Below are 19,634 nucleotides of genomic sequence, written 5' to 3' on the forward strand. Positions count from 1 at the left end.
TTTGGAGTGCGGCGCCCCAACTCCTACACGTGCTTGTGCGCACCGCGGCATAACGGGCTGCCGCACTCCGCTCTCACCTGCAAACCTACTCCGGTGGCAGACACAAGCGGCTTCAGCCGCGAAACAAGCAACACTCCCGATACCGGACGCGGCTGCAATTACGGATACGCTGGCGACCTTCCACGTCGATGGTTTCGCGGCTGAAGCCGCTCCTACCCCAACTGCCAGCGGCCTTCCAGCTGGTAGCGGCTCTGGCCGAGGAAGCTGCGGATCAGCACGAATTCACGCACGAACCAACGCAGCGGCTGCACCGGCTGGATCGGCATGCGGCGCTTGTCGTACAGCAGCGTCATGTGCGGGGTGAAGCGCGGGTCGGTCTTGCCGCCCACGCCCTGCAGGCAACGCGCCAGTTCTTCATGCAGGCCGGTCAGCAGTTCGGCGCCGTATTCACTGCGCAGCACGAACGGGTTCTGCCGGTTGCCGGCAAAGCTGCCCACCTGGTCGAAACAAACCTCGAACTCCGGCATCCGCACCCGCCCGGCGGCCTGGCGCATCTTGGCCAACAGGCTGGGCGGCAGGCCGGCATAGTCGCCGACGTGGTGCAAGGTGATGTGCAGGCGTTCGCAGGCCAGTGGGCGCCCTTCCAGCCCATGTTCGTCCCGCAGCCCTTCGGCCAGCTCGGCAACCCGCTCGGCGGTGAGCGGATCCGGCAGCACCGCAAAGAACAGGCGCTCGGTGGGAATGTCACTGCCAATGCCCAGCGAGAGCTGTGCCTGGTCAGAGGGAAGGAACTTGTTCATGGTTTCGCGTCGAAAGCCGCGGCTGCGCCGGCATGTCGCGGCCGCCGATACTGACTGGGGCCGCGGATACTAGCAGACCCCACCCGTCACCGGGACGCCGTCTGGACAAAATATGGCCACCGTCTGGCAAGCCAGGCGTTTCAGGGCCTGCCGCAGGTTATCCACATGTTTGCCAAGGGCTGATCCACATCACTTGTGGATTGCCGGTTCTGCCGGCCAGGGCCGGCCGGGAGCACTGCCAATGGCCTTGATCGGCGCAGCCTGGTCACACCCCCGCCTGCGTGATCCGGCACTCACGCCAGCCGGCGCGCGCAGGCATACACTCGGGCTGCCGCAGCAACCTCCAGGTGGTCGCCATGATCGGTTGGAACGCTTTTGCCCTGCTCGCCGTCACCTCGCTTTCGCCGGCCCCCGCTCCGCAGGTCATCGTGGAGATCCCGCCGCCCGAGCAGGTCATGGCCATTCCGCCCGAGGTCAAGACGCTGCTGCGTGAACGGGTTACAAGCACCACCAATTCACCGGAAAACCGCCTGCAACGGCTGGTCGAACTGGTTTTTTCCCCCGACGGTCTGGGCCTGCGGTACGACACCGAGGCAACCCTGACCATCGCCGAGACCTGGCAGCAGCGCCGCGCCAACTGCCTGTCCTTCACCCTGCTGTTCGTCGCCCTGGCGCGTGAAGTCGGGCTGGAAGCACACGTGCAGGAGGTCGGCCAGGTGGTCACCTGGTACCAGGAGCAGGGGCTGATCTTCAACGCCGGCCACGTCAACGCCGGCCTGCGCGTGAATGGCCGCGTCGCAACCATGGACCTGGACAGCAACGTGCTCTACGACAGTCGCGGCCCGAGGCAGATATCGGACCGGCGCGCGCTTGCGCATTTCTACAACAACCGTGGCGCCGACCAGCTGGCCGCGCACGACTACCTCGCCGCCCGCCGCTATTTCGACCTGGCTCTGCAGATGGAGCCGCGTTTCGTGCCGGCCTGGAGCAACCTGGGCGTGCTGGATTCGCGCGTCGACGACCTGGCCGCCGCCAGCCACGATTTCGACGTGGCACTGTCGATCAACAAGGACCACGCCCCGTCACTGCACAACGCCTCCAAGCTGTACCTGCAGATGGGCGACAGCCGCCGCGCCGCGCAGCTGCAGACACGCCTGGAGCGCTCACGCAGCAAGGATCCGTTCTATCAGTTCATGCAGGGTGTGATCGCCGAGCGCAACTCAAACTACGCATTGGCGGTCGACTACTACCGCAAGGCGGTGCGGCTCTACAGCCGCGCCCACCAGTTCCACTTCGGTCTGGCACGGGCCTACTTCCTGAGCGGCAACAACCGCCTGGCCGAACGCGAAATGACCCGCGCCCGTGCGCTGGGCGGCAGCGACGAGCAACGGGCCATCTACCAGAGCAAGCTGGACAGCATCCGCCGCCTGGAAGCGCGACACGCGGCACATTGAGGCCGGCAACGAACGCCGGCAACGCGGAATCGGAAACAGCAAGGGCGGCGCGTCAGCAGCGGCGAACAGGCCGCATGCCCCCTTGTTTCCGATCAGATTCGTCAGGCCTTGCGCAGGAAGCAGGTCTTCAGCACCAGCCCCTTGATCTTTTCCGAGTTGCCTTCGATGTGTTCGGCATCGTCCTCGACCAGACGGATGTTGCGGATCACCGTGCCCTGCTTGAGCGGGATCGAGGAACCCTTGACCTTCAGGTCCTTGATGACGGTGACCGTGTCGCCGGCGACCAGCACGTTGCCATTGCTGTCACGCACGACCAGTTCATTGGCCGCTGCTTCACCCGGCGCCCATTCATGGCCGCAGTCGGCGCAGACCCACAGCGCACCATCGGGGTAGACATTCTGCAGCGAGCATTGCGGGCAGGAAGAGACGGACATGACAACTCCCGGAAAATGAAGGGGGCCGCCGATTGTAGCCGCTCACGCCCGCACTCACGCCGGCAAGCCGGCCGCGTAGTAAAGTGCGCGGCCGTTTCCGCCGCACGAATCCGCTCCATGAAACTTGGCATTGACTTCGGCACCAGCAACTCGGCCGCCGCCGCCCACGTCCAGGGCAAGGTGATTCCGGTGCAGTTCGGCGACGCACTGCAGTTCCGCACCACGGTGTATTTCCCCGAGGTGATGCGCGACCCCAACGATTTCGAGTTGACCCCCGCGCTGGAACAGCAACTGGAGGAATTGATTGAATCCGGCCGCCGTGACGCGCGCGCGGCCGGCACCAACCGCAGCCACGAACAGTTGCGCAGCGATGCCATGCGGGTGGTGCGCCGGCAATGGATGGAAGAACGCATCCGCGAGCCACAAAGCTCCACCACCCTGCTGCAGAACGCCGTCTACGGTGACGATGCGCTGGAAGCCTACTTCGAGGAGAACGAAGGCAACCTGGTGCAGAGCCCCAAGTCGATGCTGGGCTACAACCTGCATCCACGCGCCAAACAAACCATCACCGGCATCGCCACGCACATCCTCGAACACATCCGCCTGACGGCTTCCAGGCAGTTGGGCCAGAACGTGCGCAGCGCCCTGCTCGGTCGCCCGGTGCAGTTCCGCAGCTCCATCGGCGAGGCCGGCAACGCCCAGGCGCTGGACATCCTGCGCGGTGCGGCCCTGGCCGCCGGTTTTGACGAAGTGGAGTTCCTGGAAGAACCCGCCGCTGCGGCAATGCACTACCACGCGGTCAGCGACACGCGCCATGAAGCGGTGATCGTCGACGTCGGCGGCGGCACCACCGACATTGCCCATGCCAGCGTCGGCGGCAACGAGGCACCGCAGATTAACCGCGCCTGGGGTATCGCGCGCGGCGGCACCGATATCGACCTGGCCCTGAGCCTGGCCGGCTACATGCCGCTGTTTGGGCGCGGCATCACCCGCGTACCGGCCCATCACTATGTGGAAGCGGCGATGGTGCAGGACATGCCGCGCCAGCGTGATTTCCGACAACACGACTATGCGGCGGTGGAAGCGCCATACGGGTCGCGCCTGCAGGCGTTGCAGGACACCGGCAACACGGCGCGCCTGTATCGCGCGGTGGAGCACTGCAAGATCGCACTGAGCAGCAATGACCATCACGCCAGCGCGCTGGATTTCATCGAGCCGGGCTTGAACGTGGACACCGATGCCCCGCACCTGGCACAGGCCGCGGGCAACTACCTGGGTGAACTGGAAGCCCTGTTGCAGCAGGTCCGCCAGGACATCGGCCATGACCCGGCCGCCGTGTTCCTCACCGGCGGCATGTCACGCGCCGGCTATGTGCAACGCACCGCAGCGGCGGCCTTCCCCGGTGCAACCCTGGTACACGGCGATCCGTCATTCGGCGTGGTGCAGGGCCTGGCGCTGGCGGCGGCGAAGGGCTGAGCGCGGAGCCGCTGCAACAGTACGGCTCTCGTCTGTCCAACGCGGCACATAGCCCCTCTCCCGCCTGCGGGAGAGGGGTTGGGGTGAGGGGCGCTGTTGATTTTCGACTGGTAGCAAAAATCAGTGACCGCCAATGCAAGAAAGGGACAAAGGCTCCCCTCATCCGCCCCTTCGGGGCACCTTCTCCCGTAAACGGGAGAAGGGAAGAAATCGAACATTGCGGAGACACTGGCCGCTTCGCTGAAAACGTGATCTGGCACCGCAGGCGGGGATGAAGTTTCAACCTCTCGCAGTCCAAGCCTCAAACATCACGTTGAACAGCCGACGCTCAACGCCCGCCCAAACTCACCCGCACATCGCCCGAATGCGAGTTGATGGAAATATCGCCATCACCGCTGCCGATGCGCGCATCCAGGCTGCTGCCCGGGCCGTAGCGCGGGCGCTCGACCTGGCCCATGTCGGATTTGATGTCACCGCTGAACGTGCTGGCCTTCAACTGCGCCGAGGTGCGCGCCGGCAACGACAACGTAACCGCCCCACTCACCGTCTGCAGGCTGATGCGCCCGCCCGGCTGCAGCCCCGCACTGCGGATGCCCAGGTTGCCCGAAACGGTTTCCGCATTGAGCCGCTGCACGGCAGCCAGCTCCAGTGCAATACCGCCGGACACCGAGTTGGCCGTCACCTCACCACCGCTGCCGCCACTGCTGTTGATGCTGCCGCTGACCGTGCGCAGTTCCAGCCGCGGGGTACGCAGCTGCGAGCGGATCGAACCGCTGACCGTGTTGAACTCTGCCTCGCTGGCCTGGCCGTTGGCGGTGATCGCGCCGCTGACCGTTGTGGTCTGCAGGCGGCGCAGATCCACTTCCGCCACATCCACACCGGCGCTGACCGTGTTGGTCTGCAGTTGCGCCGCACGCGGAACCCGCAGCTCCAGGGTCGCGCCACGGCTGCTGCGTCCCTGCGGATACACCACTTTGAACTGCACGCGATTGGTGCTGTTTTCCACATCCAGCCGCTGGCCATCGCCCAGGGTTCCGGTGAGCTGCACTTCATCACGGTCCCAACCGCGCACAGTCACCGAGCCGGCAACGTTGCTCAACTCGACACGCCCGCCGCTGGACAGGGGCAGACGCTGGTTGACCGTGCTTTGCGCCAAGGCAGAAGACAGGGGGGCCAGCAGCAGCGCAACGGCCAGCACATTCCTCAACGAGGCTTTCATGGATTGCTCCTTCAGATGGTGAGCCCGGCGCCATCAAGGCCTTGCCGGGTGAGTTCAAGGCGCAGCGCGTAGGTGCGCTGCAGTTGTCCCAGCAGGAAACCGGCCTGCGGGCTTTGTGCAATGGCCTGGCGGATGTCGCCGGCGGTGGTGTCCAGTTCGTGCAGCGCCGGCAGCAGCTCCGCCGGCACGCTGTCCTGCGGAATGGTGGCGATGGCCAGCCGGTATTCATGGGTCAGTGCGTTGGCCTGCGCCTGCAGCAGCGAGGGCGGTGCCGGGCGTTCCTGCGGCAGCCACAGCCCGGCGGTACCGACCAGTGCCAACACGGCCGCCGCAATACCGGCATACCAGGGCCAGCGGCGCGGCTCCCGGTGCACGACCGGGCGCAGCATCGAAGGCGTTATCCGCTCCGGCGTGGTGTGCCTGGGCTGCTGCAATTCGGCGGCGATGCGCTGCCACACCACTGCCGGTGGCACGCGCTCCGCAGGCAGCGCGCGCAAGCGCAGCGCCAGTTCGTCGTTGTCGTGTTCGTTGTCGTTCTGATTCATCCTGCTTCTCCAAGCCGCGCCCGCAGCAGGCCACGGGCGCGATGCAGCTGTGCCTTGGAACTGCCAACCGCCATCTGCAGTTCCGTCGCAATTTCCTGGTGTTTCCAGCCTTCGATGTCGTGCAGTACCAGCACCGCCCGGGCACGCGGCGGTAGGGTCTGCAGCGCCCGCTCCAGGTCCATGCCGGTGGCATGGCAGCGCGTGGGCGCGGCGACATCGGCCAGCAGCGCCATGCCGTCCTCACCCACATCCAGTGACTCAAAGGCGGCGCCGGCGCGCAGTTCCATCAGCGCCGTGTTCACCGCCAGCCGATGCAGCCAGGTGCCCAGCGCACTCTCAAAGCGGAACTGCGGCAACTTGCGCCAGGCCTGGATGAAGGTCTCCTGCAGCACATCCTCGGCACGGGCGGCATTGCCCCCGCACAACCGCCACAGCAGCGCATTCAACTTCGGCGCATGGCGGCGGTAGATCCGTTCGTAGGCGTGAACGTCACCGGCAGCGGCGGCCCGGGCCAGCGCGGCGTCGTCCACGGCGGGCGATGAAGAGGTGGCGGTGGTCACGGTCGCGTCGAGCATATCCATTGGATGCAGGCGCCGCGTAAAAGGTTTAAACGCCGGTGCGTTGGCAGCTACGTCCGCATGGCCGACAATCCCCTCCCCACGTTGCCGATTCATGTACCGGGCACCAGACCGCCGCCGGCGGCGGCCCACCAGGATGCGGCACTACGATCACCACGCCGGCAGGCCGGCACGCTGCGGATGCTCCAGGCACCCGTGGCCCGCAAGGAGAAGATTGACGATGAAGCAGTACCTGCCACCGGCGATGCACGAATGGGTCGGCCCGCTGACCACCGGCCTGAACATCGTCGCGATCCTGTTGGTGGCTTTGCTGCTGCGTCTGCTGACCCGTCGCCTGCTGTCCCGCCTTGGCCGCCATTACACCTTGCCGCAGCCCATCGAGATGGCCATCCGCCGGCTGTCCAGCTTCATCATCTGGACGGTGACCCTGCTGGCGATACTGAACCAGATCGGCGTGCAGCCCTCGGTGCTGTGGACCGCGTTCACCGGGTTTGCCGCCGTCGGCGCGGTGGCGTTCTTCGCGGCGTGGAGCGTGCTGTCCAACATCTTCTGCACGTTCCTGATCTTCACCACGCGCCCGTTCCGCCTGGGCGACCAGATCGAGCTGCTGGAGAACGGCGAGAAGCCGGGCCTGAAAGGCAGCGTGATCGACATCAACCTGATCTACACCACCCTGCATGAAATCGGCGGCCCCTCCGAAGGCGCCCTGATGCAGATCCCCAACAGCCTGTTCTTCCAGCGCGGCCTGCGCCGCTGGCGCGGGGGCGATGTTGCCCCGGGCGTCATCGAGGGTGATGGCTGAGCGATTCCCCGGCACGCAGCGGACAGGGCCTTCCCGTTCCCGGGCGCGCCCTGACATCCGGCGGTCTTCGCCCCGGCCATCGCCACTGCCGTTATGCTCCCCACCGACAGCGCAACGGGGCAGCCGATGGACTCAAGCAACACACTTCGCCAAGCGACCGCGGCCGATGCCCACGCACTCAGTGCGTTGGTCACGCCATTGGCGCGGCACCTGCTTGATGCCGATACCGGCGCCAGCGCCCACGCCTTCCTGGCTACGCTCACGCCTGACAGTTTTGCCCAGCGGCTGGCATCACCGCAGTTTGCCCATTACCTGGTCGAGGACAACGGCCAGTTGTGCGGCATGATCGCCATGCGTGATGGCAGCCACATCCATCATTTATTCGTGAGCCGCAGCACGCGGCACCGGGGCATCGCCCGTCAATTGTGGGAACACGTACTGCAGGCAAATGGCCGCCGTGAATACACGGTCAACTCATCGGAAGTGGCCGTGCCGGTCTACGAGAAATTCGGCTTTGTCGCCAAGGCCGCGCCGCAGACGGTCAAGGGAGTGCGTTTTGTGCTGATGGAGCGCCCGCGCCTGCTGCGGCCTGCCGTGCAGAAGCAATACCTCAACGCGCTGTTGCCGCCACAAGCCGACAAGCCTCAACGCAGCTGACTGTCCTTGCTGCCGCGGCGGTTGTAGCCGCTGGAACTCGCTTCATCGGCGTCATGTGCCTGCTGGCAGGCAATGCACAGGCGTACGCCCGGCACGGCCTTGCGCCGCGCTTCGGGAATGGGCGTGTCGCATTCTTCGCAGTGTTCCAGACCCGGGCCGCTGGGCATGCGGCTGCGGGCACGCTTGATCGCGTCTTCTACCGTGGCGTCAATCTGATCCTGAACGGCGGTGTCGCCCGCCCAACCCGTAGCCATGGCTGGATGCTCCGTGGAAACCGAACATCCAGCCTAGCGCAGTTGCCTGAGTGCCAGGTCAACAGCGGTGCAACGGTGCATCACCACATCAGGTCGTCGGGCACCTGGAACTGGGCGTAGTAGGCGTCATCCTCGGCATTGCCGGTGGAAATGACCGTATCTTCACTCTGGCCGTGGTCAAGCACGATCAGCTCCGCCGCACGCGTGCGCACCTGCTCGGCGGCCACCCGCGGCAGCAGCTCGAAGCCCTCGCCATGACGCACGATCACCAGCGCACCGGCCGCCAGCTGCTTGCGCAGGGCCTCGGTGACCAGCAGCGTGCGGATCACTTCACCATCGTTGAAACGGTACTCAAGTTCACCCGCGCGCGGCACTTTCCGGTCGCTGATGATCTGCCGCGCCTGCGCGCGCAGCTCGTCAGCGCGGCGCTGGGCGTTGCGCTCGGCAGCCAGCTCGCGGTCCCGTTCGGCCTTCTCCGCGCGCACGCGTTCGGCTTCACGCTGGCTTTCCGTTGCCGCCACCGGGCCCTTGCCATGACGCGCCTTGACCTGCTCACGGGCCACCTGGGAAACCTGGGACTTCTTCACCAGCCCAGCCTTGAGCAACTGTTCCTGCAGCGGATTTGCCTTTGCCATCGTCGTATTCGTGTTCTGTTGCCAATGGCTGCCATGATACCGGCCCGTCCCCCGCCCCGCCCGCTCATCCGCCAACCACGATGCAAACCCTGAAGTACCTGAATGGCTATCCCGAACACCTGCAGCAGCGTGCCCGCGAGTTGCTGGCCGAGGGCAGGCTGGGCGATGCAGTCCGCCGCCGCTATGCGCAGCCGCACGCGGTGCGCAACGACCGCCAGCTTTATGAGTACGTGCAGGAGCTCAAGGACCGCCACCTGCGCCAGTCGCTGCCGCTGGGCAAGGTGCTGTACGACGGCAAGCTGCAGGTGGTGAAACACGCGCTGGGCACGCATACGGCCATTTCGCGCAACCACGGCGGCAAGCTCAAGGCCAGCCGCGAGATCCGCATCGCCAGCGTGTTCCGCGAGGCCCCGGCCGAGTTCCTGCGGATGATCGTGGTGCACGAGCTGGCCCACATCAAGGAATCCGACCACAACAAGGCCTTCTACCAGTTGTGCCTGCACATGGAGCCGGACTACCACCAGCTGGAGTTCGACCTGCGCCTGTACCTGACCGCGCTGGAGCACGAACCGCGCTGAGGCCTGCGTTAGCGAGTGCGGCGCATCGGCGCTACACTCGCCGCCCGCCGTAGAACCCCGCCCCCATGACCACGCCCATCCGTCTCGACAAGCGCCTGTCCGCGCAGCTGCAATGCTCGCGTGCCCAGGCCCAGCAGTACATTGAAGGCGGCTGGGTCAGCGTGGACGGCGTGGTGGTGGAAACCCCGCAGACCATGGTCGGCGAAGAAGTGGTGACACTGGCCGAGAACGCCAATACCGACGGCGCCGAGCCGGCCACCTTCCTGCTGAACAAGCCTGCCGGTGTCGGTGCGGGCCAGCTGCTGGCACTGATCGATGAGGCCAGCCATTTCACCGACTACGCCGCCAGCCAGCGCCTGCTGCGCCGTCATTTCCAACGCCAGGAAGTGCCGATGCCGCTGGACGATGCAGCCAGCGGGCTGCTGGTCTTGACCCAGGACTGGCGCGTGCGCCGGCACCTGAGTGAATCGGGCGCTTCGCTGGAGCAGGAGTTCATGGTCGATGTGGAAGGCGAGCCCAGCCCGTGGGCGATGTCGCGCCTGACCCAGGGGCTGCGCTACGACGGCCGCACCCTGCCCGCCTGCAAGGTCAGCTGGCAAAGCGAGCAGCGCCTGCGTTTTGCCATCAAGGATGTGCGCCCGGGCCAACTGCAGTTCATGTGCAACGAAGTCGGCCTGCAGGTCACGGCCATCCGCCGCCTGCGCATTGGCCGGATCGGCCTGAGCAAGATGCCCGAAGGCCAGTGGCGCTTTTTGATCGCCAACCAACGCTTCTGAGCCCACCACTGCACAGGGCTGCCGCGCTCCCGGCCTGACGGGTGTTACAGCAGGCGGATCAACGCGGCCGCCGCCGCGCCCAGCACCACCACCAGCAGGAAGGGCGCCCGCAGCGCCAGGGCCACGGCCGCCACCAGCAAGGCGCCGATGCGTGCATCAAAGGCGAGGCCCTGACCGGCCGACAAGGCGTTCATCGTCGTCAGCGACGCCAACAGGCCGATGGTCAAGGTGCCGGCTACACGGCTCATGCGCGGTGATTCCAGCCACCGCACCGGCACCAGATAACCGGCAAATTTGAGCGCCCAGGCCGCGACACAGGCCAGCATGATCCAGCCCCACAGCGTCACCGCGTGCCCTCCTCAACGGACGGCGGTGTCACATCCGGCTCCAGGCCTTCATCGGCCGGGCCACGCCCGAACCAGCCCCAGACCGCGGCTACCGCTGCAGCCAACAGAATCGGTACGCCGGCCGGCACCCACGGCAAGGCAAGCATCGTCACCAACGCGCACACGATGGCAATGGCCACCGGCTCACGCGAGCGCAGACGCGGCCACAGCAGTGCCAGGAAGGCCGCCACCGCAGCGCCGTCCAAACCCCAGCGACGCGGATCGCCCAAGGCATCGCCCAGCAACGCACCCACCAGGGTGAACAGATTCCACAGCACGTAGACGCCGACACCCGCCACCCAGAAGCCACGCCGCTGTTCGTCTGGCTCACGCTGGCTGGCGGCAGTGGCAGCGGACTCGTCGATGGTCACCTGCGCGGCAAGCGGCCGCAGCCAACCACGCGGCATCAGCATGCGGTTGATCTGTGCGCCATACACCGCATTGCGAATGCCGAGCAACGTGGCCGCGCCAAACGCCGCACCGCCGGTGCCACCGGCCGCAACCACGCCGATGAAGGCAAACTGCGAGCCGCCGGTGAACATCAACAGGCTCAACGCCACGGTCTGCGCGACGCTGAAGCCAGATGCCACCGCCAGCGCGCCGAAGGAAATGCCGTACAGGCCCGTGGCCACCGCAATCGACAGGCCAATGCGTACCGCCGGCGTGAGCCACGGGCGCATGTGCATCAACCGCGCCCGCGCGCCTGTTCGGCGGCGGCGACAAACACCACGTCGGTGGACGAATTCAACGCGGTTTCAGCCGAGTCCTGCACCACACCGACGATGAAGCCCACGCCCACCACCTGCATGGCCACGTCGTTGGAAATGCCAAACAGGCTGCAGGCAAGTGGAATCAGCAGCAGCGAGCCCCCGGGCACGCCGGAAGCACCGCAGGCCCCCACCGCCGCCAGCACACTCAGCAACAGCGCAGTGGGCAGGTCCACCGCAATGCCCAGCGTGTTGACCGCCGCCAGCGTCAGCACCGAGATGGTGATCGCCGCGCCGGCCATGTTGATGGTTGCCCCCAGCGGGATGGCTACCGAATAGGTTTCCTCCTGCAGGCCCAGCTTGCGGCACAGCTCCATGTTGACCGGGATGTTGGCCGCCGAGGAACGGGTGAAGAACGCGGTGATGCCGCTTTCGCGCAGGCAGCGCAGCACCAGCGGGTACGGGTTGCGCCGGGTGACCACGGCCACGATCAGCGGGTTGCCGACAAAGGCCATGAACAGCATCGCCCCGACCAGCACGCACAGCAGCCGCAGGTAGTCGCTCAGCGCCCCCAGCCCCGACTCGGCCAGCAGTGAGGCGACGATGCCAAACACGCCCAGCGGCGCCAGCTTGATCACCGCACGCACCACCCAGGTGATGGCGTCGGACAGGTCCGCCACCAGCGCGCGGGTGCCGGCACTGGCATGGCGCAGCGCCAGGCCCAGGCCCACCGCCCAGGCCAGCAGGCCGATGTAATTGGCGTTGAGCAGCGCATGCACCGGGTTGTCGACAATCTGCATCAGCAGGGTCTTGAGCACTTCACCAATGCCGCCCGGTGCGGTCATGTCGGCCAGCGCTGCATTCTTGAACGTCAGCACGCTGGGGAACAGGAAACTGGCGGCCACACCCACCAGCGCCGCGATCAGGGTGCCGATCACGTACAACGCCAGGATGAAGCGGATGTTGGTCTTCTGGCCCTGCTTGTGGTTGGCGATGGAGGCGGTGACCAGCACCAGTACCAGCACCGGCGCCACCGCTTTGAGCGCGGAAATGAACACCGTGCCGAGCAGGCCCACCGCCATCGCCCCCTGCGGCCAGGCCATGGCCAGCGCGATGCCCGCAACCAGGCCAATGACGATCTGCACCACAAGGCTGGGTGCACGGAAGGAGGTGGAACGGTCGGTCATTGGCGAAGGCCCAGGGAACGCAAACCCCGATTCTCTCCCAGCTCCGCCCCGGCTGACACCTCCGGAACGTCACGGTTGCCCCGTTACCCTGACCAGCCCCTCGCAACACCGCTAGGATGCAGGCATGGAAAACACCCGCCCCCGTGGCCGCCGGCTGCTGCGCCTGCTCGGTTATGTCATCGCCGCACTGTTGCTGCTGGTCGCCAGCGGCCTGCTGCTGGGCGACCACCTCACCCCCAAGGCGCTTGGCACGCCGTCGCAGGCCTTGCCACCGCAGCCTGCGCAGACCCTGATTGACCGCACGCTGGCGCCGATGCTGGCCCAGCACCCCGGCCAGAGTGGCGCGGTCTACCTGTCCGATGGGCTGGATGCCTACGCGGCCCGTTCCATCGTCACCCGCCAGGCCGGGCGCAGCCTGGACCTGCAGTACTACATGTGGCACGACGACATGGTCGGCCACCTGCTTGCCAACGACGTTTACCAGGCGGCCGAGCGCGGCGTGCGCGTGCGCCTGCTGCTGGACGACATGAATGCCGCCGGGCTGGACGCGCAGATGATGGCGCTGGACACCCATCCCAACATCGAGATCCGCCTGTACAACCCCTTCCGCAACCGCGACGGCCTGTGGCGCCTGCTGGAAATGGTGCAACGCGTGTTCAGCATCAACCACCGCATGCACAACAAGGCGTGGATCGCCGATGGCCGGGTTGCCATCGTGGGTGGCCGCAACATCGGCGAAGAGTATTTCGATGCGCGACCGGACGTGAACTTCCGCGACCTGGACCTGCTGCTGGCCGGGCCCGTGGTCTCCGATGCCAGCCGGATATTCGACGCATTCTGGAACAGCCAGGAAGTCGTGCCCCTGGCCGCACTGCAGGACAACACCCTGCAGCAGATGCACAACTTCATCGGCCAGGCCGAGGTCGAGGCCCGCCAACAGCAAGCTGCGCCCTATCTGCAGCGGGTGCGCACGCGCCTGGACAACGCCTATCTCAGCAACCACCTGGCCCTGCACTGGACCTCGCAGATACATATCCGCTCGGACCCGCCGGACAAGCGCAGGGACGCTGATTCCAGCGACTGGCTGGTAACGGCACTGGCCCAGGAACTGGGCAGCGCGCGCCATAAATCGCTGCTGATATCGCCCTACTTCGTGCCCGGTGCGGCCGGCACCAAGGCGCTGATCGGGCAAGTGAAGAACGGCGTGCAGGTCGGCATCATCACCAACTCGCTGGCGGCCAACGACGTGGCCGCCGTGCACAGCGGTTACATGCACTACCGTCGCCCCCTGCTGGCCGGTGGCGTGCAGTTGTACGAACTGAAATCGCACGGCCACAGCGAGCGCGCATCCACCTTTGGCAGCAGCGGCGCAAGCCTGCATACCAAGGCATTCGTGGTTGATGACCGCCGTGGCTTCGTCGGCTCGTTCAACCTGGATCCGCGCTCGGCCTACCTCAACACCGAGATGGGCGTGCTGTTCGACGACCCGGTGCTGGCCGCACGGTTGCGCAGCGAATACCTGCGCCTGTCAGACGCCGAGCAGAGCTACTGGGTGTACCTGAGCAAAGGCTCGGAGCTGCGCTGGCTGGACCGCAGCGCGGCGCCGCCCGTCACCTACCGGGCCGAGCCGGACACCACGTTGATGCAACGGGCCACCACCCGTGTGATCAGCTGGCTGCCGCTGGAGTCACAGCTGTAACCGGCGCAGGCCACTCAAAGGATGTCGGTTGACTGCGGGTTCACCCGCTTCCACAACCACGCCGCTACATGCGGCGGCAGCTCTGCCGACAAGGCCGCCAAGGCCTGGTCTTCCTGCATGCGACCAGCGGCATGCAGCATGGCCGCACTGGCCGCCAGGCGACCGACCTGCAGCGAGCGTGCCAGGCCCGCCGGTGCTTCGGCGTCCATGTCCCGCAGCGCCTGCATGATCGGCGGCGCCAGCTTCCAGTGTTCGGCAATACGGACGGCAGTGGGCACCGTGCAGCGTTCCAGTGCTTCCAGCAGGGTCCCCGCTTCGCGCGTGCGCAGCGGTGGCTTTGCCAGCACATCGCGGGTTGCCTGCATCACCAGTGCCCCGCCCAGGCCCAGCAGCAACCCAGCCAACTGGGCGGCGAAGCCATCTTCCTGCGCCATGCTGCGCGCGTGGTCAGCCGCGGCCAGCGACAACACCAGCGTGTAGTCCCACAACTGCCGTGCGAACAGCGCATCTTCGCCGCTGGCGGCCTGCATCACCGGCTGCACCAGCGCTGCGGAGATGATCTGGCGGATACCGTCGTTGCCGATCAGGGTCACCGCGCGCTCGATGCTCTGCACATCCTGCCGCTGCAGCCGGTACAGCGGGCTGTTGGCGATGCGCAGCAAGGTCGCCGCGAGCACCGCGTCACTGCCGATGATGCGTGCGATGGAGCGCGACGAAGCGGCGCTGTCATTGACGCTCTGGATCAGCTGCGGCAGCAGGTTTGGCCGGCGTGGCGTATAGCGCGAGGACAGGTCCGCGCGCGCCAGGGTGAGCTCCACTTCCTCGACCACCGCACGCTGCACCCGCAACGGCGCGTCCTCGGCCGTGGCCAGTGCATGCAACAGAAACCGCCGCTGCAGGTCACCGATGGCCACGGGTGCAAGTACCACCGGCGTTTCCACTTCCACGCGGGCTGACTCGTCCATGGCGGTGGGCGCGGCCACCTGCGCGCGGCCACGCGGCCAGAACCAGGCGATGCCGCCCACGATGACCGCCGCCAGGATTGCCGAAAAAATCACCATGACAAACGTAGAAAAGACCTGCACAGGCCGACGCAACCAATATCGACAGCCGCAGCGGGTTCTGCAGCCGGGCGGCATTGCCGGGGTGTGATCGCTGCCGGATGCATCAAGGCTTGACCTGCTCCAGGCGCACGCCCATCGGCCCGAGCAGCGATCCGTCCTTGTCGAGCATGAACACCACTGGCGCGCCCTCCGAACCGGGCACGTGTACCGTCACCGTGTCCCCTTCGCGCACATAGTCGGCCTGCTGCACCTGGCCCAGTGCCTCCACCGTGGCCTTGCCCTCGGCCTGGAAGGTATAGCGCAGCAACTGTGCCGAATCACTGTAGGTGCCGCGCGGGCCCTGATTGCAGGCGGCCAGCAGCAGGACCAGGGCGATGATCAGCAGTTTCCTCATACGGTGCATCTTCTGGAAAGGCTGCGACGGCAGCGGGGTGAGGGCTGCTGATTCTGGCATATCGCCATCTGTACGCGACGCGGTTTGGGTTAGGCTGCGGGCTTCCTCTGTCGGACAAGGGCGCCTGTCATGCGACGTTCCGTGATGCTGACCCTGCTGCTGTCAGCCATTGTTGCCAGCGCCAGCAGCGCCCCGCTGCCGGCCACGGCGCACGGCCAGTTCGTCACGCGCACGCTGGATGTTGAAAGCCAGTTGTTCCGCTACCAGGTCTTCGTGCCGGCCGCACATGCGCCACGCCCTCTGCCGGTGCTGCTGTTCCTGCACGGTTCCGGCGAACGCGGCAGCGATGGCATCAAACCAACGCTGGTCGGCGCCGGCCCGTGGATCAAGCAGCATGCGGACAGCTTTCCAGCGCTGGCGGTATTCCCGCAAGTTCCGGATGGAGAAGAGTGGCGTGGCCGCAACGTCCACATGGCCTTGGCGGCACTGGACGCTGCCAACGCCGAGTTCGACACCGACCCTGCACGCAACTACATCAGCGGTATTTCCATGGGCGGCTACGGCACCTGGGAACTGGCACTGACCCGGCCGACACAGTTCGCCGCGGTGGTCCCGATCTGCGGCGCGCTGTTGGCCCCGCGTGCCGAACGCTCCGGCCTGGTCGTGGACCAGGTCGCCGGGATCGGCAACCCTTACGACGCGGTCGCATCGCGCCTGCATGGGGTGCCGGTGTGGATGTTCCATGGCGCGCTGGATGCGCTGGTGCCTGCGCACGACGACCGCGCCATCAAGCAGGCCAGTGACAGGCTGCAGGCCGGGTTCCGTTACACCGAATATCCGGATACCCAGCACAACGCCTGGGATCCGGCCTATCGCAACCCGGCCCTGTGGGAGTGGCTGTTCATGCAGCGGCGCCACTGAGGCAACGCTCTCCCCCTGTTCACAGCGTCCGGCGCAGGCTGCAGGCCTTGCGCGTCGGGCCGCCCAACGTAACAGCGGCATGCCTTCCAAGTGGCTCGGCTTCATGCCATAACAGCGCGAGGAAACACCGTGCCGCCGTACCCCACACCGCGAGCACCACCGGCCTGGTGCTCCACTCCAGAACGGACCCCGGAGACCCTGGCTTGGCGATGACTACCGCATCTGCAGTGCCCCCGCCCGGCCCGCGCACCCGCGGCCTGTATTGGCGGCTGTACCTGCTCATCCTGGTTACGTTGCTGCCGATGCTGCTGGTCGGGGCCGTGGCGATGTGGATGACCGCACGCGACTATCGCAATCACTCCGAACAACGCTTGCAGGAAACCGCATCAGCCCTGGCGCGCGGCGTGGACCAGGACATCGAGAACAGCATCAATCAACTGCGCCTGCTCACTTCGCTGGCCACGCAACCTGGCAGCGCGGCTCCGGAGCAGCATGCGTGGGCGCGGCAGCATCCTGATATCCGCCTGGTCACCGATCAGTCCTCACAGGCGCGTCAACTCCCACCGGCACTGCTGGACAAGGCACGGGCCAGCGGCAAGGTGCAGGTGTCCAATCTGTTTTCCGACCGTGCCACCCCCGCGCCGCGTGTCGCCATCGCCCTGCCCTTCGCCGATGCAACCGGACAGCAGCACGTGCTGTCCATGGTCCAGCCCGCCGAACAACTGGTCGACACCTTGTTGCATTCAGGCAGTGACGACGGCCTGCTGGTGGCGGTGGTCGACGGCAATGGCCTGATCGCCGCACGCTCCCGCAACCCGGGGCATTACGTCGGCACCGTGGCCACCGATTGGGAGCAACTGCGGCAGGCCAGCGGCCAGCAGGGCTTGTTCGTGGCGATGACCGAAGAAGGGCAACGCCTCATTTTTGCCTTCCGACGGTTGCAGGCGGCACCGGGTTGGGCGCTGGTGGTGGGTGAATCGCAGCAGGATTTCCAGGCCGGCTGGCAGCGGCAGTTGTCCGGGATCCTCTTCGGCGGCGCGCTGGCCGCACTGATCGCCCTGTTTGCGGCATACACCATTGCCGGCAGCATTCTACGGCCCATCCGCGCACTGGCCGAGCGCGGACAAGGCATTCTCGCCAACGCATCGACCCTGCCGGACCCGCCCCCTTCCAACATCCGCGAGTTTCGCACCCTCCAGGACAGCCTCAACAACACCGTGGACGCCCTCAAGCGCAGTGCGGACGAAGCCAGCGCGCTCGCCCGAGAACTGACCGCAAGCCAGCACCGCTATCGTGCGGTGGCTGAAGCCGGCGCGCTGGTGCTGTGGGAGTCGGACCGGCACGGCCGCGTGCAGTCCCTCACCGGCTGGCATGAGCTCACCGGACAGGACGACAACGACGCGCTCGGCACGCGCTGGCTGCGCCGGGTCAACGTGCAGGACCGCATCCAGATCGCCACCGCCGTGGAACAAAGCTTCGCCCAGGGCGCGCCGCTGGATGTGGAGTTCCGTGTGCTCGACGTGCACGGCCACTGGCGCTGGGTGCGCGCGCGCGGTGCTGCGTTGTGCGAAGACCAGACGGACTGGGCCGGCGCGCTGGAGGATGTCGACGCGCGCCGCCAGGCGCAGGCCCATATCGCCTTCCTCGCCCAGCATGACGCGCTGACCGGGCTGCCCAACCGCGCGGTGCTGTTCGAAAAACTCGGCCATGCGCTGGCGGCCGCGCACCGTGGCCACCCCTGCGCGTTGCTGCTGCTGGACCTTGATCGCTTCAAGGAGGTCAACGAGACCCTTGGCCATCCGACCGGCGACAGGCTGCTGCAGGAAGTGGCGCACCGCATCCTGGGCTGCATGCGGACCAACGACGTGGTCGCGCGCCTGGGCGGCGATGAGTTCGCCATCCTCATGGCACCGGAACGCCGCCCCCCCGAGGCTGCGGCCTTGCTGGCTTCCCGCCTGCTGGACGTGCTGTCACAGCCGTTTGAACTGGACGGGCACCCCCTGGGCATCAGCACCAGTATCGGCATCGTGCTGATCGACACGTTGTCCGGTGGCGCCGACAAGTTGATGAGCAATGCCGACCTGGCCCTGTACCGCGCCAAGGAAGAAGGACGTGCCTGCTACCGCTTCTTCGAAGAAGAAATGGACACCCGCATGCGCGAACGCAGGCGCCTGGAAACCGAACTGCGCACCGCGCTGGCCGAGCAGCAGTTCGTGCTGTATTACCAGCCGCTGGTGAACCTGCAGGACGGCCAGCTCACTGGCTTTGAGGCATTGCTGCGCTGGCAACACCCGCAGCGGGGCCTGCTTGATCCCGGTAGCTTCCTGGCCCTGGCCGAGGAAGTGGGGCTGATGGTCCCGCTCGGCGACTGGGTATTGCTGCAGGCCTTGCAGGCAGCCATCAACTGGCCAGCACAGACGAAGATCGCCGTGAACCTGTCGGTCTCGCAAATGGCCCAGCCCAACCTGGCCGGCATGGTCGAGCGTGCCCTGGCCAGCACCGGGCTGCCGGCATCGCGGCTGGAGCTGGAGATCACCGAAAACGCCCTCATCGCCAACATCCAGGCCGCATCGGTACACCTGCTGCGGCTCAAGGACGCCGGCGTTTCCATCGTCATGGACGATTTCGGCACCGGCTATTCCTCGCTGAGCTACCTGCGCGCGTTCCCGTTCGACAAGGTCAAGATCGACAAATCCTTCCTCGACGACCTGGGCGCAAACAGCCAGAGTGGCGCGATCATCGGTGCGGTGTCGCACCTGTGCGCCAAGCTCGGCATCATCGCCACCATCGAAGGTGTGGAAACCCACGCGCAGCTGTCACAGCTCAGGCAGGAACACTGCGCCGAAGGCCAGGGCTACGTATTCGGCAGGCCAATGCCCGTGAGCGAGGTTGATGCCTTCATCCGGCAGTGGCCACAGCGTTGGTCCAGCGGTGAGATCGGGCCCGACGCGGCCCAATGACAGAAGGGGGGCCCCGCCCCCGGGGCGGGGGGCCGCGGTGGGTGCCCCCCCTGGGCGAGCCGGGGGATTTTATCCCGCGCCGCACCCACAGCGGGGCCCCCCGCGCAC

General features: G+C 66.5%; 21 protein-coding genes. 9 read left to right on the forward strand and 12 right to left on the reverse strand.

Translation table 11 applies throughout. The annotated features are described in order from the left end of the window. Positions 1-212 precede the first annotated feature (212 nt). Positions 213-800 (reverse strand): RNA 2',3'-cyclic phosphodiesterase, encoded by a 588-nt coding sequence (gene thpR / locus ACVOLO_RS17325; protein ID WP_481571566.1) that lies wholly within the window; start codon positions 798-800, stop codon positions 213-215. A gap of 356 nt (positions 801-1,156) precedes the next feature. Between thpR and ACVOLO_RS17330 the strand changes: the two genes are divergently transcribed. Further along, positions 1,157-2,254, forward strand: coding sequence for a tetratricopeptide repeat protein (locus ACVOLO_RS17330; protein ID WP_481571567.1), 1,098 nt, complete (start codon positions 1,157-1,159; stop codon positions 2,252-2,254). Positions 2,255-2,355: 101 nt separating this feature from the next. Here the strand turns inward: ACVOLO_RS17330 and ACVOLO_RS17335 are convergent, their stop codons facing one another. Beyond that, entirely contained in the window at positions 2,356-2,688 is a 333-nt protein-coding gene (locus tag ACVOLO_RS17335; RefSeq protein ID WP_481571568.1) for a zinc ribbon domain-containing protein YjdM, read from the reverse strand. 117 nt (positions 2,689-2,805) lie between these two features. Between ACVOLO_RS17335 and ACVOLO_RS17340 the strand changes: the two genes are divergently transcribed. Further along, positions 2,806-4,164 carry an Hsp70 family protein gene (locus tag ACVOLO_RS17340; protein ID WP_481571569.1) on the forward strand — a complete coding sequence of 453 codons (1,359 nt, stop codon included), beginning with the start codon at positions 2,806-2,808 and terminating at the stop codon, positions 4,162-4,164. 328 nt (positions 4,165-4,492) lie between these two features. On the opposite strand, the gene ACVOLO_RS17345 is transcribed toward ACVOLO_RS17340, so the two are convergent. From ACVOLO_RS17345 to ACVOLO_RS17355, 3 genes are read right to left on the reverse strand one after another with little or no spacing between them, the layout of a single operon-like run. Further along, the gene (locus tag ACVOLO_RS17345) at positions 4,493-5,383 is read right to left on the reverse strand and encodes a DUF4097 family beta strand repeat-containing protein (protein WP_481571570.1); all 891 of its coding nucleotides are present in this window, start codon (positions 5,381-5,383) and stop codon (positions 4,493-4,495) included. A gap of 11 nt (positions 5,384-5,394) precedes the next feature. Next, the gene (locus tag ACVOLO_RS17350) at positions 5,395-5,928 is read right to left on the reverse strand and encodes an anti-sigma factor (RefSeq protein ID WP_481571571.1); all 534 of its coding nucleotides are present in this window, start codon (positions 5,926-5,928) and stop codon (positions 5,395-5,397) included. Next, a complete protein-coding gene (locus tag ACVOLO_RS17355) occupies positions 5,925-6,503 on the reverse strand; it encodes an RNA polymerase sigma factor (RefSeq protein WP_481571572.1) in 579 nt (192 codons plus the stop codon). Before ACVOLO_RS17355 ends, ACVOLO_RS17350 begins: the two co-directional genes overlap by 4 nt. 223 nt (positions 6,504-6,726) lie before the next feature. On the opposite strand from ACVOLO_RS17355, the gene ACVOLO_RS17360 reads away from it, so the two are divergent. Further along, positions 6,727-7,308, forward strand: coding sequence for a mechanosensitive ion channel domain-containing protein (locus ACVOLO_RS17360; RefSeq protein WP_481571573.1), 582 nt, complete (start codon positions 6,727-6,729; stop codon positions 7,306-7,308). A gap of 126 nt (positions 7,309-7,434) precedes the next feature. Next, complete coding sequence (locus tag ACVOLO_RS17365; RefSeq protein ID WP_481571574.1) at positions 7,435-7,965, forward strand: GNAT family N-acetyltransferase; 531 nt, start codon at positions 7,435-7,437, stop codon at positions 7,963-7,965. On the opposite strand, the gene ACVOLO_RS17370 is transcribed toward ACVOLO_RS17365, so the two are convergent. Beyond that, complete coding sequence (locus ACVOLO_RS17370; RefSeq protein WP_481571575.1) at positions 7,953-8,219, reverse strand: DksA/TraR family C4-type zinc finger protein; 267 nt, start codon at positions 8,217-8,219, stop codon at positions 7,953-7,955. The genes ACVOLO_RS17365 and ACVOLO_RS17370 overlap by 13 nt on opposite strands. Positions 8,220-8,299: 80 nt before the next feature. Beyond that, positions 8,300-8,854: a DUF2058 domain-containing protein gene (locus ACVOLO_RS17375; RefSeq protein ID WP_481571576.1), complete on the reverse strand. Its 555-nt coding sequence runs from the start codon at positions 8,852-8,854 to the stop codon at positions 8,300-8,302. A gap of 80 nt (positions 8,855-8,934) precedes the next feature. Here ACVOLO_RS17375 and ACVOLO_RS17380 point away from each other — a divergent pair, with 80 nt between their 5' ends. Together ACVOLO_RS17380 and ACVOLO_RS17385 are read left to right on the forward strand one after the other, a co-directional pair. Continuing rightward, positions 8,935-9,432 (forward strand): M48 metallopeptidase family protein, encoded by a 498-nt coding sequence (locus ACVOLO_RS17380; protein WP_481571577.1) that lies wholly within the window; start codon positions 8,935-8,937, stop codon positions 9,430-9,432. Between the two features lie 65 nt (positions 9,433-9,497). Beyond that, positions 9,498-10,208 (forward strand): rRNA pseudouridine synthase, encoded by a 711-nt coding sequence (locus tag ACVOLO_RS17385; protein WP_481571578.1) that lies wholly within the window; start codon positions 9,498-9,500, stop codon positions 10,206-10,208. Positions 10,209-10,252: 44 nt separating this feature from the next. Here the strand turns inward: ACVOLO_RS17385 and ACVOLO_RS17390 are convergent, their stop codons facing one another. Genes ACVOLO_RS17390 through sstT form a run of 3 tightly spaced genes read right to left on the reverse strand, consistent with a single transcriptional unit; the run spans position 10,253 to position 12,488 of the window. Then, the gene (locus ACVOLO_RS17390; RefSeq protein WP_481571579.1) at positions 10,253-10,555 is read right to left on the reverse strand and encodes an AzlD domain-containing protein; all 303 of its coding nucleotides are present in this window, start codon (positions 10,553-10,555) and stop codon (positions 10,253-10,255) included. After that, positions 10,552-11,274, reverse strand: coding sequence for an AzlC family ABC transporter permease (locus ACVOLO_RS17395; protein WP_481571580.1), 723 nt, complete (start codon positions 11,272-11,274; stop codon positions 10,552-10,554). The genes ACVOLO_RS17390 and ACVOLO_RS17395 overlap by 4 nt, the downstream gene beginning before the upstream one ends. 5 nt (positions 11,275-11,279) lie before the next feature. Continuing rightward, positions 11,280-12,488: a serine/threonine transporter SstT gene (gene sstT / locus ACVOLO_RS17400; RefSeq protein WP_481571581.1), complete on the reverse strand. Its 1,209-nt coding sequence runs from the start codon at positions 12,486-12,488 to the stop codon at positions 11,280-11,282. Between the two features lie 124 nt (positions 12,489-12,612). Here sstT and ACVOLO_RS17405 point away from each other — a divergent pair, with 124 nt between their 5' ends. Beyond that, positions 12,613-14,187 (forward strand): phospholipase D family protein, encoded by a 1,575-nt coding sequence (locus tag ACVOLO_RS17405; RefSeq protein WP_481571582.1) that lies wholly within the window; start codon positions 12,613-12,615, stop codon positions 14,185-14,187. Positions 14,188-14,201: 14 nt separating this feature from the next. Here the strand turns inward: ACVOLO_RS17405 and ACVOLO_RS17410 are convergent, their stop codons facing one another. Both ACVOLO_RS17410 and ACVOLO_RS17415 read right to left on the reverse strand, forming a co-directional pair. Next, positions 14,202-15,248: an HDOD domain-containing protein gene (locus ACVOLO_RS17410; RefSeq protein WP_481571583.1), complete on the reverse strand. Its 1,047-nt coding sequence runs from the start codon at positions 15,246-15,248 to the stop codon at positions 14,202-14,204. 106 nt (positions 15,249-15,354) lie between these two features. Further along, positions 15,355-15,645: a hypothetical protein gene (locus ACVOLO_RS17415; RefSeq protein ID WP_481571584.1), complete on the reverse strand. Its 291-nt coding sequence runs from the start codon at positions 15,643-15,645 to the stop codon at positions 15,355-15,357. A gap of 129 nt (positions 15,646-15,774) precedes the next feature. Between ACVOLO_RS17415 and ACVOLO_RS17420 the strand changes: the two genes are divergently transcribed. Beyond that, on the forward strand, positions 15,775-16,566 hold the full coding sequence (locus ACVOLO_RS17420; protein ID WP_481571585.1) for a carboxylesterase family protein: 792 nt from the start codon (positions 15,775-15,777) through the stop codon (positions 16,564-16,566). Positions 16,567-16,775: 209 nt separating this feature from the next. Beyond that, positions 16,776-19,526 (forward strand): bifunctional diguanylate cyclase/phosphodiesterase, encoded by a 2,751-nt coding sequence (locus ACVOLO_RS17425; protein ID WP_481571586.1) that lies wholly within the window; start codon positions 16,776-16,778, stop codon positions 19,524-19,526. The last annotated feature ends 108 nt before the right edge of the window (positions 19,527-19,634 follow it).

The organism is Stenotrophomonas sp. STEN056 (assembly GCF_056759635.1).

Excerpts from the sequence above, each read along its gene's own strand:
- ACVOLO_RS17375 (WP_481571576.1), bottom strand. The coding sequence starts at position 8,854 with ATGGCAAAGGCAAATCCGCTGCAGGAACAGTTGCTCAAGGCTGGGCTG.
- ACVOLO_RS17395 (WP_481571580.1), bottom strand. The coding sequence starts at position 11,274 with ATGCGCCCGTGGCTCACGCCGGCGGTACGCATTGGCCTGTCGATTGCG.
- ACVOLO_RS17330 (WP_481571567.1), top strand. The coding sequence starts at position 1,157 with ATGATCGGTTGGAACGCTTTTGCCCTGCTCGCCGTCACCTCGCTTTCG.
- sstT (WP_481571581.1), bottom strand. The coding sequence starts at position 12,488 with ATGACCGACCGTTCCACCTCCTTCCGTGCACCCAGCCTTGTGGTGCAG.
- ACVOLO_RS17365 (WP_481571574.1), top strand. The coding sequence starts at position 7,435 with ATGGACTCAAGCAACACACTTCGCCAAGCGACCGCGGCCGATGCCCAC.
- ACVOLO_RS17335 (WP_481571568.1), bottom strand. The coding sequence starts at position 2,688 with ATGTCCGTCTCTTCCTGCCCGCAATGCTCGCTGCAGAATGTCTACCCC.
- ACVOLO_RS17370 (WP_481571575.1), bottom strand. The coding sequence starts at position 8,219 with ATGGCTACGGGTTGGGCGGGCGACACCGCCGTTCAGGATCAGATTGAC.
- ACVOLO_RS17425 (WP_481571586.1), top strand. The coding sequence starts at position 16,776 with ATGACTACCGCATCTGCAGTGCCCCCGCCCGGCCCGCGCACCCGCGGC.
- ACVOLO_RS17350 (WP_481571571.1), bottom strand. The coding sequence starts at position 5,928 with ATGAATCAGAACGACAACGAACACGACAACGACGAACTGGCGCTGCGC.
- ACVOLO_RS17360 (WP_481571573.1), top strand. The coding sequence starts at position 6,727 with ATGAAGCAGTACCTGCCACCGGCGATGCACGAATGGGTCGGCCCGCTG.
- ACVOLO_RS17420 (WP_481571585.1), top strand. The coding sequence starts at position 15,775 with ATGCGACGTTCCGTGATGCTGACCCTGCTGCTGTCAGCCATTGTTGCC.
- ACVOLO_RS17405 (WP_481571582.1), top strand. The coding sequence starts at position 12,613 with ATGGAAAACACCCGCCCCCGTGGCCGCCGGCTGCTGCGCCTGCTCGGT.
- ACVOLO_RS17345 (WP_481571570.1), bottom strand. The coding sequence starts at position 5,383 with ATGAAAGCCTCGTTGAGGAATGTGCTGGCCGTTGCGCTGCTGCTGGCC.
- ACVOLO_RS17340 (WP_481571569.1), top strand. The coding sequence starts at position 2,806 with ATGAAACTTGGCATTGACTTCGGCACCAGCAACTCGGCCGCCGCCGCC.
- ACVOLO_RS17410 (WP_481571583.1), bottom strand. The coding sequence starts at position 15,248 with ATGGTGATTTTTTCGGCAATCCTGGCGGCGGTCATCGTGGGCGGCATC.
- ACVOLO_RS17415 (WP_481571584.1), bottom strand. The coding sequence starts at position 15,645 with ATGAGGAAACTGCTGATCATCGCCCTGGTCCTGCTGCTGGCCGCCTGC.
- ACVOLO_RS17380 (WP_481571577.1), top strand. The coding sequence starts at position 8,935 with ATGCAAACCCTGAAGTACCTGAATGGCTATCCCGAACACCTGCAGCAG.
- ACVOLO_RS17355 (WP_481571572.1), bottom strand. The coding sequence starts at position 6,503 with ATGCTCGACGCGACCGTGACCACCGCCACCTCTTCATCGCCCGCCGTG.
- thpR (WP_481571566.1), bottom strand. The coding sequence starts at position 800 with ATGAACAAGTTCCTTCCCTCTGACCAGGCACAGCTCTCGCTGGGCATT.
- ACVOLO_RS17385 (WP_481571578.1), top strand. The coding sequence starts at position 9,498 with ATGACCACGCCCATCCGTCTCGACAAGCGCCTGTCCGCGCAGCTGCAA.